The sequence below is a fragment of the Salinisphaera sp. C84B14 genome (assembly GCF_040361435.1).
Classification (GTDB): domain Bacteria; phylum Pseudomonadota; class Gammaproteobacteria; order Nevskiales; family Salinisphaeraceae; genus Salinisphaera.
Genome location: NZ_APNL01000007.1, coordinates 197,348 through 209,428, shown reverse-complemented (window position 1 = coordinate 209,428; position 12,081 = coordinate 197,348). Strand labels below are relative to the sequence as shown.

Sequence of the window (12,081 nt, the reverse complement as noted above, 5' to 3'; positions counted from 1 at the left end):
CTAGGCCGTGCCAGCTGGATACCATCGTCGACGGTGCGATTGCCGCTCTCGGCGGTCGACTGGCCGCCGCCGATATCGCGCTGGAGCGCGAGCGTGCGCCGGTCGCGGTGAACGCCGACGCGCCCCTGCTGGAACAGGCGCTGCACGGCCTGCTGGCGAATGCGCTCGAAGCATCGCCGCCGCAGTCGCGCATCGTGGTGGCCACGGCGGTCACCGACGACGGCGCAGCACAGCTGGATATCGTGGATGCCGGCCCGGGCATGGCCCTGGTGCCCGATCCGCGTTCGAGCGCGCCGTTACCCACCACCAAGCGCCGTGGCAGCGGCCTGGGCATTCCCTTCGCCTACAAGGTCCTCCAGGCCCATGGCGGTATGCTGGAATACCTCTCAGCGCCGGGTGGTGGCACGCGCGTGCGTGTGAATTTGCCTGCGAGTAAAGCCTGATGAACGCGCCCCACATCCTGCTGCTGGAAGACGAGGGCGCGCTGGCCCGTGCGCTGGATCGGCGTCTGCGCCGCGATGGCTATACCGTGGCGGTGTGCGAGAACATCGCCAATGCCAAACTGGCCGCGCGTCGCCGGCCGCCCGATCTGGCGGTGCTGGATCTGCGCCTGCCCGACGGCTACGGGCTGGATTTTCTCGACTGGCTGCGCGGCGAAATTCCGGACATACCGGCGCTGGTGATGACCGCCTACGGCGAGCTCGACGATGCCATCGCCGCCATGCGCCTGGGCGCGGTGGACTTTCTCAAGAAGCCGCTCGATCTGGACGCCCTGCATCGCGTGGTCGCCGATGCGCTGGCGCGCGAAACCCCGGGCACGCGCTCGGCCCGCGACACCCCGACCGATAGCGCGCCGGACACGGCGCTGATCGGCAACAGCGCAGCCATGCGCGAGCTGTATGCCCAGCTCGATCGGATCGCGGCCCTGGGCACCGGCGAGGCACCGCCGAACGTGCTGCTCACCGGCGAAACCGGCACCGGCAAGGATCGCGTCGCGCGTCTGTTGCATGCGCGCTCGGCGCGCGGCGCGCACCCGTTCGTGCAGGTGGACTGTGCCGCCCTGCCGCAGGATCTGGTCGAAGCCGAGCTGTTCGGCCACGAAAAAGGGGCCTTCACCAACGCACATCGCGCCCGGCGCGGGTTGCTGGCGGCGGCCGGCGAGGGCACCGCCTTTCTCAACGAAATCGGCGAGCTGCCCTTGTCGCTACAGGCCAAGCTGCTTACCGCGCTTGAAGCACGCACCGTGCGCGAAATCGGCGGCGATACCGAGCGCGCCATCGGCGCCTGGTTCGTGGCCGCGACCAATCGCGATCTCGCCGCGATGATGGCTGCCGGCGACTTTCGCCAGGATCTCTACTACCGGCTCAACGTGCTTACGCTGCACCTGCCGCCGCTGCGCGAACGCGGCGACGACGTGCTGGCCCTGGCCGAACACTTCGCCGCGCGGACCGCTGAACGCTACGGCCGGCCGGTGCCCGATATCGACGCCCCCGCGCGTGCGGCGATGCGGGCATATGCCTGGCCCGGCAACGTGCGCGAACTGCGCCACGTCATCGAGCGCGCCGTGCTCGTGCATGCCGAGCACGTGGTGGAAGTCGCGCACCTGCAGTTGCCGATGCCCGCGAACGCGGACGGGCCGGGGCTCGGTACCGGGCCGGACGAGGCCACGCCCACGCTGGCCGATAGCGAACGCCATCTCATCGAACGCACCCTGGCCGAAACCCGCCACAACATCTCGGCCGCTGCCCGTCGGCTGGGCCTGAGCCGGGGGGCGCTGCGTTATCGGCTCGAAAAATACGGGCTGACCGGCGATTGAAGCGATGCCTCAGCCATGCGCGGTGTCGAGCTGTTGTTCCAGCCAGTGCTGCAACCTGTGGCGCGCGCGGCGTCGGGTCATGCGCTTGGTGCTGATGGCGACCGGGCTCATCAGCTGGTTGTCGTCGCCGCGCACCAGGAACTTGCGTTGCGCGCCGATCACGCCGCCTTCCGGGCCGTAGCTTGCGATCACGGTGACCTTGAAGTTGCGCACCGACAGACTGCGCAGCGGCTGGCTTTCGTCGGCGCGCAAGTCTTTGTGCCGTTTCGCGGTCTGGCGCAGCAGCGAACGAAAGGTCCCCAGGTTCATCTGCTCGCCTACGCGCAGCGGCCCCTGGCGGGTGACTTCGCGCGGATGGTTCTCGCTATCGCGCGGCTGGGCTTCGTCGAAGTCGGTGATCGCCTCGGTGTATTCGTTTTCCTGCGTGTTGTGCCGTGCACGGATCGTCATCGTGATGCTGTGGATATAGATCGGCTCCTGACTCATGTTGCTGATCAGGCAAACCGAATCCACCTGCTGGCCCCAGCCCTGGTTGATCAGGATGCGCGCCTGGCGTTGCCGCCGAAAGCCCGAATAAAGCAGATGCGCATAGAAAAGCCATACCCCCAGCGTGCCGACGCTGGCAAAGAAGGACAGGGCCTGGGCGTTGTTATTGATCCATTCCCACATGGGTGCGTCAGATGTTGCCGGGCGTGGATGCAGCCGGCGGCTTGTTGCGGATCGCCGGTGGTCAGGTCGGGGGCTCTGCGCCGCGGTTTTCGGTCATGGTCTGTAAGCGCTGGCGCAGCAAGCGCACATCGCGGCGCGATGTGCGCAGGCGGGTGCCCTTCGGGTCGGGCCGTATCTGGCCGTTGTCTGAATCCACGAAGAACCGGTGGGCGGCGCCGATCATCTGTTCGTATGGCCCGGCGGTGATCACCGCCGTAATCGAGAACGACTCGAGCCGTTGCCAGAGTTCGGCGTCATCGTCGGCTTGGAGCAGGCCGGCCTTGCGCGCCGCCTCGGCCACCAGCCATCGAAACGGCCCGAGTACCAGTTGCTGGCTCGACCCCACCGGGCCCTGGCCGATGTCCTCGGCGCTGTAGCTTCGCGGCTGTGCCTGCCATTCCTTTTCCACCGGCGCGGTGTGGTGACCGCCGTCGCTTTCATGAAGATCGACGAACACGCCGCGCAGGAAAACGAACTCCTTGCCCATATTGCTCAACAGGCAGGTCGAATCCAGGCCGCTGCCGTTGCCCTGGGTGATGAACAGCCGTGTCTTCTGCTGGCGGCTCTGGTTCGCGGACAGAATCTGGCCGTAGACCGTCCATACGATCAGGGTGGCCGCCGTGGCGATCACGGTCAGTGCGGCGGCATTGTCACTGATGAGTTGCCACATCGCAGCGCTCCGTGGCGCTAAATGGATGCGCAATATAGGCCGCACAAACCAGGGCGGTATATCGTGACGATCCGGTGGGCAAATGTACGGGTAGCGTAGCGCCAGGGCACGGTGCTAATCGCCCGGCCGGCTCGAAAAACCGGCCGGGCATGACATGCTGCGTCGCGGTGGCCAGCGCTATGGCCGGCAGCCCCGCGGGCCATCCGCGTGGGCGGCGCCCGGCGGTTGCTGCCGGTCGCCGGGCTGGGCCAGACAAACGATCTTGGTCAGCGTGGCCACCGAAGCGATATCCAGCTTGGCCATGATGTTGGCGCGATGGCTCTCGGCCGTGCGCTTGCTGATGCCGAGAGTGACTGCCACCTGACGCGTGGTCAGGCCGTCGGTCAGTGCCCCGGCGATTTCGGCCTCTCTCGGGGTGAGCCGTTCGAGCTGGCGGGCATAGGCCTGACCGGCCTCGTGCTGCCCACGTCGGCGTGTGCCCCGGCGCAGGCAGCGTTCGATTTCGGCGAGCAGCTGCTCGGCAGGCGCGGGTTTGGTCAGAAACCCGGAGGCACCGAGCTGCATGGCCTCGACCGCCAGTCGGATCGTGGCATAGCCGGTGATGAACACCGTCCTGACACTCAGCCCCGCGGCGCTGATCTGGCGCTGCAGTTGCAGGCCGTCCATGCCGGGCAGGCGCATATCCACGAGCGCACAGCCCGCGTCGATGCGCGGCGCGTGGCTCAAGAATCGTTCCGCGCTACGAAAGCAGCGCACCGCGTAGCCGGCATCGCTGGCCAGGCATTTCAGGGATTCGCGTATCGCGTCGTCATCTTCTACGACATAAATGGTCTCTTTCACTTGTTTGCTCCTGGGCGATTCTTGCGTTTTGCGTTATTGACGGGAGCCCAGGCCTTGTATGAGCAGGCGTGCCTTGACCTGCACGGGGCGCATACCCCGGTCCGTTGGATTGCGATGGATGATGAAACGGCAGCGGCTGTCCGGACATACAGCCATGCCGTGACCCGTCTATCTACGACCGTTCGCCTGCATTTCAAGAGTTCATTTATCGCGCCCGGTCGCAGGAAGCGCTCGGCGCAGCCAGGCGCTACAGCGCAACGACGAACAGGCCGGGGCCGAACGCGAAATGCGCCGAAGCCCGCGATACCGCGTCGGCACGAGCCTTGCGGGTGCGGGCCGTGGACGCAGGGGTGAGGGCGGCGGGTGCGGTGCGATATATTTGTATTATCCAGCCATTATGTTGAAGTCTATCCCCGATGAACGTCGTTGCCTTTGAAGAGTTCGGCCCCGCGCATAATCTCGTGCTGGCCGAACGCCCCATGCCCGTCTGTGCGCCGGACGAGGTGCTGATCAAGACTGCCGCCGTGAGCGTGAACCCGGTCGATGTCAAAACCCGCCAGGGCGAAGCGCTGGCCTCCCAGCTTGACCACGCGCTGCCGCTGATTCTGGGCTGGGACGTGGCCGGCGAGGTCGTGGCCGTCGGCGATAACGTCAAGCACCTGAACGAAGGCGATGCCGTATTCGGCATGATTCGCTTTCCCCTGCCGCCCAATGGCTATGCGCAGTACGTCACCGCGCCGGCGGAAGAACTCGCTGTCATTCCGGCCGGTGTGTCCTGGGAGGCCGCCGCCGCGAGCACGCTGGCCGCACTCACCGCCTGGCAGGCGTTCACCCATTTCGGCGAGCTCAAGGCCGGTGATCGGGTGCTGATTCATGCCGCCAGCGGCGGGGTGGGGCATTTCGCGGTGCAGATGGCCAAGCACCTCGGCGCCTACGTCATCGCCACCTCGTCGGCGAAAAACAAGGCATTCGTCGAATCGCTGGGGGCCGACGAACATATCGACTACAAGGCGGTGCGCTTCGAAGACGTAACCGGCGACATCGATTTCTGTCTGGAAACCCAGGGCGGGGCCCAGTTCCAGCGTTCGGTGAGCGTCATGCGCGATGGCGGCACGATCATCAACCTGCCGTCCGGGTTGGTCGAAAGCGATCGCGAGGCCGCCGAGGCCAAGGGGCTGGTCGTGAACTATTTCATGCACGTATTCCCCAGCGGCGAGCACATGCACGAGATCGCTGCGATGCTGGGCGAGGGCACGCTGGTGCCGCATATTTCCGAACGCTATGCGCTCGAAGACACGGCCGCCGCCCACGCACATATCGAAAGCGGGCGTACCGTCGGCAAGGTGGTGATTACGCTGTAACGCATCCGTCGCCGATCCCTGGCGACCGTATCGCGCTCGATCGGACGCGCGCCCGCGCGTGTAGGCTGATGCGTTCGAGGCCGGTGCGTGGATAGTGGGATGATCGAATTACGTCAGCTGCGCCAGTTCGTGGCGGTGGCCGAAGAGCTGCATTTTCATCGCGCTGCGAGGCGGCTGAATATGTCCCAGCCGCCGTTGAGCGCGGCTATCAAACGCATAGAGGACGAGGTCGGCGAAGCGCTCGTCGTACGCGGCCAGCGCGAAAACCGTCTCACCGCGGCCGGCGCGGCATTTGCCGAACAGGCACGACAAACGCTGGCCGCCGCGGAGCGCTGCGTGCCGGCGGCCCGCGCGGCCGCAGCCGGCCAGACCGGGCGGCTGCGTATCGGCTATGTCGGCAGTGCGATGTACGGGCGTCTGCCGGCTGCGGTACGGGCATTTCGGCGTGCCTGGCCACAGGTGCGGGTGGACCTGATCGAAGAAACCACTGCCGGCCAGATTCGAGCCCTGCGCGACCAGGCCCTGGATCTGGCCGTGGTGCTGCCGCCGCTGGCCGATGACCGCCACCTCATACTGCAACCCTTCGATCGCGACCGGCTGGCCATCGCGGTGCCGGCGGAACATCCGCTGGCAGCCAAAGTCGATCTTTCGGTCGCCGACCTCGCCACCGAGGCGTTCGTATTCTGGCCCGGACATGAAGGTCGCGGCTTTTTCCGGCGTGCCTTCGATCTGTGTCATGCGGCCGGTTTCGAGCCGGACATCGTCCAGGAGGCACGCCAGATTCACGGCGTGATCGCGCTGGTCGCGGCCGAAGCCGGCGTGGCCATCGTGCCGGCCAGCATGGCCTCGGTACGCAGCAACGAAGTGCATTACCGTGTTCTCGACGCTGACCCGGCGGCCGTGTTCGAGCTGGCCGTGGCCCGGCGTGGCGACTGCGATTCGCCGGTGGTGAGCAACTTCCTGCACGACGTGCAAGAGCCGCGCTGATACCTGCCGGGTATCGCCGAGCCGGCTCAAAGGTATTAGCCGGCCGCGACGGCGGTGCCTAATCTTGCCGGCTCATTATTCGCCCACGAGAGCCCCATGCGTGATTTCAATAAACGTATCGCCCTGATCACCGGCGCCGGGCGCGGTATCGGGCTGGCCTATGCCCGGGCGCTGGCGGCCCGCGGCGCCCACGTGGTGGTACACGACGGCGGCACCCGCAACGACGGCAGCGGCCGCGACGACACGGTGGCCGAACACGCCGCCGAAGATATTCGCCAGGCGGGGTATTCGGCCAAGGCCGCCAGCGACGACATCGAAACGCGCGCCGGCTGTCGGCAGCTGGTCGAACGTATCGTCGCCGAGCACGGGCGGCTGGATATCCTGATCCACAACGCCGGCTGGGTGGGCTACGAGGCCATCGACGCGCTTACGCCGGCTTTTCTCGAGCGGGCCACGGCCATCCACCTGAACGCGCCAGCCTGGCTTGCCCAGGCAGCCTGGCCGGCGATGGTCGAACAGGGGTATGGACGTATTCTGCTTACCACCTCCGACCGTGCGCTTTATCCCCAGTATGCCCAGGCCGGTCTTGCGGCCTATGCGGCCACGAAGATGGCGGCGGTCGGCCTGATGAACGCGCTGGCGCTGGAAGGCGCGGCGCACGATATTCGCGTGAACGCGATTTCGCCGGTCGCCAAGACCCGTATGTGGGGCGTGACCGAGCAGCCGACCGAGCTCACCCCGGACAGCGTCGCCCCCGGCGCGGTGTTTCTGGTCAGCGAGGCCTGTGGCGACAGCGGCTGGGTTCTGCGTGCCAGCAACGGCCAGTTCCATGCCGTGCGCGCCCAGGAGGCGGCGGGCGTCGACTACCCCCGCAATATCCGCGGCGTGGCCGCCGATAGCGCCGAAAGCCTTGCAGCATGCTGGGCCGAGGTGGCGCCCGTGTGCGCGGAATATCGCGCGACCGGCTGAGCCGCGTCGGCGGGCGGGTTTTGCGGGGCGATACCGAATTCCAATATAATGGAAATCCGCCCCGCGACCATTCTCAACAATGGATAGCGCCACCCCACAGGATTTGCACCGTGCCTTCGCAGAGCGTATCAAGTCGTTTCGCACCGCCCGCGGCATCACCCTGGTCGGCCTGTCGGCGCTGACCGGTATCGGCAAGTCCACGCTGTCGAATCTGGAGCGCGGCCAGGGCAACCCCACCATCGAGACGATATGGCAGCTCGCCCAGGTGCTGGACGTCGGCTATGGGGAGCTGGTGGGGCATGCCGCGCCGCAGGCGTCGGTAGCCGCCGGGGTTTCGGTGGCGCTCGTCGATCGCGAAGACGCCGAGCGCAGGATCGAGACGTTTCGCATGCGCTTCGAAGCCGGCGCCTGTCGGCCGGCCGATGCCCATGCCGCCGGCGTGAGCGAGCACGTGCTGGTGCTGCGGGGCAGCCTGACGGTGGCCACGCCGGCCGACCGGGCGCTGCTGCGGGCGGGCGATGCCTGGACATTCGCGGCCGATCAAACCCATCGCTACGAAGCGGGCAGCGCCGGCGCGGCCGCACTCGTATCGGTTGTCTATCCCGGCGTGCGGCCAGCATGAGCCGGCGGCGTGGTCTGCTGCGTGGCCTGCGGTCGGCGGGGCCGATCTGTCTGGGCTATGTTCCGGTAGCCATCACCTTCGGCGCCGCGGCCACGAGTTTCGGCTATCCCGTCTATGTGCCGGTGCTGTTTTCGGCCGCAATCTTTGCCGGCGGCAGCCAGTTCATTCTGCTGGCCGCGCTGCACGACGCCACGCCCTGGCCGTATGTGGTGGCCTTGTGTGCGCTGGTCGATTCGCGGCATATCGTCTACGGCGCGTTTCTGCGCCGCATATTCCCGACGCGCCTTTCGGCGCGCTTACCCTTGGCCATGGGCTTGACCGACGAGGTGTTCGCTACCGCGCTTACGCGGCGCGATGCCGCGCCCGGCCGGCAACTCACCGCCTGGCTCGCCGGTCTGGCCGCGGCGGCGTATTTATCCTGGGTCGCGGGTACGGCATTGGGGGCCGTATTGGGCACGGTGCTCAACCACGCGGCGCCGGCGCTCACCCAGGCACTGGATTTTGCCCTGCCAGCGCTGTTTCTGGCCCTGGCGCTGGACAACCTCGACCGCGATACGGCCGCGCCGCTATTGGCCGCTGCGGCGGCCGCGCTAGCTGCAATCTGGGTCGGCAATATCGCGCTGGCCCTGGCGGCCGGCGTGGCCGCCGCGACGGCTGTTGCGGTATGGCGTCATCGCGCGGCGGCGGCATGAACGACGCGTCGCTGTTCATTGCTATCGCTGCCATGGCGGGGGTGACCGCGTTCAGTCGTGTTCTGCCGTTCTTATTGTCGCCCCGCAGCCGGCTGCTCAAGCTGCTCGCGGGCGATCACCCGGCGATACGGATCGCAGGCCCGGCGTTGCTGGTGGCCCTGGCCGTGGCGAGCCTGGCCCGGCCGGTGATCGAAAGTCCGTCGCGGCCGACGCTGCTGAGCTACGGCATCGGCGCGGTGGCGACGGCCGTGGTTCTACGCTGGCGCCAGAGCGTGGGCCTGGCCGTGGTGGCGGGAATCGTCGCCTTCGGGCTCGCCGGGCCGGCCACGCGCTGGCTTTTGTCCTAGAGCCGCACGCGGCCCGGCCGTGCGTGAATCAGGCAGCGGCGAAGTCGTCGGGCAGGCGCACGAGCGTTGCGCCCCAGGACAGCCCCACCCCGAAGCCGACCAGCAGCAGCAAGGCGCCGGGTTTGATCTGGCCCATCGCAGCCGCGCGCTTGATGGCGATTGGAATGCTGCAGGAGACGGTGTTGCCGATGTCTTCCATGCAGACCACGAAGCGCTCGGCCGGCAGGTCCAGCTTCTTGCGGATGCCTTCGAGCACGGTGGCACTGGCCTGGTGAGGCACCACGGCATCGATGTCGTCCAGGCTCACGCCGGCCTTGGCGCACAGGGCATCGATGGCCTTGGGCACTTCGCGCAGGGTGAACTCGATCACCGCGCGCCCGTTCATGTAGATGTTGTGATCGCTGCGGGTATTGCCGTGGCGGTCGGTGTATTCCTCCACCGGGCGGTCGATCGCGCGGTTGCGCAGGCCGCTGTTGGGCACGATCAGATCCTGGGCGCCGGAGCCGTCGGTGCCGTAGACGAACGGGCCGATCGCCTCGGCGCCGTCATCCGCGTTCATGAGCGTGGCCGCGGCGGCATCGCCAAACAGCGCGCGCACGCTCTTGTCGCCGGGATTGACGAACTTGCTGTAGGTATCGGCGGTGACCAGAAGCAGCTTTTTCGCCTGGCCGGTTTCGATCAAGGCCTTGGCCACGCCCAGCGCATAGATATAGCCGGAACAGCCGAGATTGATATCCAGCGCGCCGATATGCGTGCCCAGGCCCAGCCGCTGTTGCACGAGACAGGCGGTGGTCGGGGCGAGATAGTCCGGCGTCTGGGTGCAGAAAATCAGATAGTCGATATCGGCCACGTCGGTGCCGGTACGCTCGATCAGCGCCTCGGCGGCGATCACGCCGAAGTCCGAGGCGCATTCCTCGTCGGAGGCAACATGACGCGCGCGGATGCCGGTCTTTTCGGCGATCTTTTCCAGCGGCCAGTTGGGGAAACGCGCCGCGATTTCCTCGATCGACTCGGTGCGCGCCGGCAGCATGTACTCGATGGCATCGATTACGGCAGCCATCAGCGACGGCCTCGGCGGTGGTTGAGGGCTCGATAGGGCAAGGTATCTCTCCCGACGACAGCGGCAATCACGAGTCTAGGCATAACACAGGCGCCGACGCGCAAAACGCTCAATATCGGCGTCCGTACGGTGCGCGTCAATGCACGTACGCGAGCGTATGCTGCGGTTGGGTGCGGGCAATGCCGCCAATGCACAGGTCACGGGCGCGTCCGGAGCCTGCCCATAGCCGGCGTGACGCGGCGCAGCATGCGGGGCTTTTGCGCCCGGTGCCGGCTTAGCTCACCCGATAGCTTTCGATGAAGCGGCGGTCGAGCCAGTGCTTGAGCCACACGCTGGTCCGGCCCAGCCACCAGCGTTGTCCACGAGTGGCCAGGCCGGTGCCGTCGCCGAGGTCGAGGATCGATAGCCACTTTGATTGGGGCTCGTAGCGTTCGAGCGTTTGACCATGCATACCGGCCCGCAGATTGGCCAGCAGCACCGGCGCCTGGCGCACGCCGAATACGCCCAGCCGCGCCAGCGCATGGCCACGAATATGCGCACAGTCGCCCACCGCGAATACCCGCGGATCGTCGACGCTGCGCAATGTATCGTCCACCACCAGGCCGTCGTCGAAGGCGAGGTCGAGGTTGGCCAGCCAGGGCGGTGCCACCAGCCCGGTTGCGACGACGACATGCGCGGCCGCAATACGATCGCCGTCGTCGCAGATCAGTTCGCCGTCGCAGCGTTCGGTCACGCGCCGGTTGTACTGAATCTCGATACCGAGTGTGGTCAGTTTTTCGGCCAGCCGTTGGCCTGCGCCTGCCGGTAGCGACGGGGCGAGGCTCGCGCCGCCTTGCAGCAGGCGAATGGCGGGGCGCGCCTGCGCGGGTGCATGACGACGGGCGAGCGCAGCGATATTGGCAGCCACTTCGCAGCCGGTCGGGCCGCCGCCGACGACCGCGACCGGCGGTGCCTCGCCGGCGGCGAACGCCTGGCTCAGGGCGGTGCGCAGGCCCTCGAGATTGGCGATGGGCTTGACCGGCCAGCAGTTCGTATCGGCCGTACAGCCGCTGATCGTGTCGCGCGCCACGCCGCTGCCCACGTTGAACGACAGCCAGTTGTAGTCGAGTGCCTGCCCGTCGGCGAGGTGCACACGCCGCTGTGCGCGATCGACCGACGCCACCCGCCCAGCCACGAAGGCGCCGCCATTGTTTTCGACGACCGCGCGCGGGTCGATCTGATCGTCTTCGGCATCAAACCGGCCGCCGAGCATGCCGGTGGCCCGACCGGAGTACCAGAAGATGCCCGGGTCGACGAGCGTGACCTCGGCGCCGGCCTTGGCCAGCGCGTCCGCATGGGCGGCTACATGCAGATGGGCATGGCCCGCGCCTACGAGTACGACCCGTGTCGAGGGGCTCACGCCGGCGTATCGCGGTCCGGATGTTCCACCGGATACCCGGCCGCGCGCCAGTCGCCATAGCCGGCCTCGAGCACTTTCACGTCACGATAGCCGTTGGCGGCCAGCGCGGCGGCACCGCGCGCAGCACGGATGCCGGCGGCGCAATAGGTCACCACCGGCGTATCGTGGGTGACCGAGATCTGCGGCTGGGCTTCCAGCGTATCGATCGGGTGGTGCACCGCGCCCGCGATATGGCCCTGCGACCATTCCCCCGGCTCACGCACGTCGATGAAGCGCGCACCCGCCTGGTGGGCTTCAAAGGCGGCGTTGAGATCGAGCACGTCAACCGGCGTATCGGGCGCCGCTGCGTTCGCCCGGCCTGCGGGGGCCGTCGATGTGCTGCTTTGTTCCTGGCCGAACCAGCGACGCAAGCTGTCGATAATCGTCATAGGCGCTGTTTGCCTTCTTGTATGGCCTGCCCAGCCCGGTCGGCCGTCTCAAAGCGAAGGCGCGTCGAACCGGTCAAGCCAGGTTGGAAATGGCTGAACGTTGGCAAGGATGCGCCTCCCACGCGTATGTGGTCGAGTCTATCGGCCGGTTTAAAGCGCCCGCCTGGGCCGGGGACGGGCCG

The 12,081-nt window shown here is 67.2% G+C and carries 14 protein-coding genes; 8 read left to right on the top strand and 6 right to left on the bottom strand.

What is annotated here, in order from left to right; all coding sequences use genetic code 11:
- The coding region (locus C84B14_RS08370; protein WP_353223280.1) for an ATP-binding protein at positions 1-443 on the top strand (443 nt) is incomplete at its 5' end.
- Positions 443-1,816, top strand: coding sequence for a sigma-54-dependent transcriptional regulator (locus tag C84B14_RS08365; RefSeq protein WP_353223278.1), 1,374 nt, complete (start codon positions 443-445; stop codon positions 1,814-1,816). The genes C84B14_RS08370 and C84B14_RS08365, both read left to right, overlap by 1 nt.
- A gap of 9 nt (positions 1,817-1,825) precedes the next feature.
- On the opposite strand, the gene C84B14_RS08360 is transcribed toward C84B14_RS08365, so the two are convergent.
- The 3 genes from C84B14_RS08360 to C84B14_RS08350 form a co-directional block, all read right to left on the bottom strand.
- Positions 1,826-2,485 carry a hypothetical protein gene (locus C84B14_RS08360; protein ID WP_353223276.1) on the bottom strand — a complete coding sequence of 220 codons (660 nt, stop codon included), beginning with the start codon at positions 2,483-2,485 and terminating at the stop codon, positions 1,826-1,828.
- A gap of 61 nt (positions 2,486-2,546) precedes the next feature.
- Entirely contained in the window at positions 2,547-3,194 is a 648-nt protein-coding gene (locus C84B14_RS08355) for a hypothetical protein (RefSeq protein WP_348765176.1), read from the bottom strand.
- Between the two features lie 177 nt (positions 3,195-3,371).
- The gene (locus C84B14_RS08350) at positions 3,372-4,034 is read right to left on the bottom strand and encodes a response regulator transcription factor (RefSeq protein ID WP_353223274.1); all 663 of its coding nucleotides are present in this window, start codon (positions 4,032-4,034) and stop codon (positions 3,372-3,374) included.
- A gap of 416 nt (positions 4,035-4,450) precedes the next feature.
- Here C84B14_RS08350 and C84B14_RS08345 point away from each other — a divergent pair, with 416 nt between their 5' ends.
- The 6 genes from C84B14_RS08345 (at position 4,451) to C84B14_RS08320 (ending at position 9,012) form a co-directional block, all read left to right on the top strand.
- On the top strand, positions 4,451-5,395 hold the full coding sequence (locus C84B14_RS08345) for an NADP-dependent oxidoreductase (RefSeq protein ID WP_353223272.1): 945 nt from the start codon (positions 4,451-4,453) through the stop codon (positions 5,393-5,395).
- 99 nt (positions 5,396-5,494) lie between these two features.
- Entirely contained in the window at positions 5,495-6,382 is an 888-nt protein-coding gene (locus tag C84B14_RS08340) for a LysR family transcriptional regulator (protein WP_353223270.1), read from the top strand.
- Positions 6,383-6,478: 96 nt separating this feature from the next.
- A complete protein-coding gene (locus C84B14_RS08335) occupies positions 6,479-7,351 on the top strand; it encodes an SDR family NAD(P)-dependent oxidoreductase (protein ID WP_353223268.1) in 873 nt (290 codons plus the stop codon).
- A gap of 79 nt (positions 7,352-7,430) precedes the next feature.
- The gene (locus tag C84B14_RS08330; RefSeq protein ID WP_353223266.1) at positions 7,431-7,973 is read left to right on the top strand and encodes a helix-turn-helix domain-containing protein; all 543 of its coding nucleotides are present in this window, start codon (positions 7,431-7,433) and stop codon (positions 7,971-7,973) included.
- Positions 7,970-8,665 carry an AzlC family ABC transporter permease gene (locus C84B14_RS08325; RefSeq protein WP_353223264.1) on the top strand — a complete coding sequence of 232 codons (696 nt, stop codon included), beginning with the start codon at positions 7,970-7,972 and terminating at the stop codon, positions 8,663-8,665. Before C84B14_RS08330 ends, C84B14_RS08325 begins: the two co-directional genes overlap by 4 nt.
- Entirely contained in the window at positions 8,662-9,012 is a 351-nt protein-coding gene (locus tag C84B14_RS08320; protein WP_353223262.1) for an AzlD domain-containing protein, read from the top strand. The genes C84B14_RS08325 and C84B14_RS08320 overlap by 4 nt, the downstream gene beginning before the upstream one ends.
- A 28-nt stretch (positions 9,013-9,040) precedes the next feature.
- Here the strand turns inward: C84B14_RS08320 and C84B14_RS08315 are convergent, their stop codons facing one another.
- The 3 genes from C84B14_RS08315 to C84B14_RS08305 form a co-directional block, all read right to left on the bottom strand.
- Positions 9,041-10,072 carry a 3-oxoacyl-ACP synthase III family protein gene (locus C84B14_RS08315; RefSeq protein ID WP_353223260.1) on the bottom strand — a complete coding sequence of 344 codons (1,032 nt, stop codon included), beginning with the start codon at positions 10,070-10,072 and terminating at the stop codon, positions 9,041-9,043.
- A gap of 274 nt (positions 10,073-10,346) precedes the next feature.
- Positions 10,347-11,471 carry an NAD(P)/FAD-dependent oxidoreductase gene (locus C84B14_RS08310; protein ID WP_353223258.1) on the bottom strand — a complete coding sequence of 375 codons (1,125 nt, stop codon included), beginning with the start codon at positions 11,469-11,471 and terminating at the stop codon, positions 10,347-10,349.
- Positions 11,468-11,899: a rhodanese-like domain-containing protein gene (locus C84B14_RS08305; RefSeq protein ID WP_348765166.1), complete on the bottom strand. Its 432-nt coding sequence runs from the start codon at positions 11,897-11,899 to the stop codon at positions 11,468-11,470. The genes C84B14_RS08310 and C84B14_RS08305 overlap by 4 nt, the downstream gene beginning before the upstream one ends.
- Between the last annotated feature and the right edge of the window lie 182 nt (positions 11,900-12,081).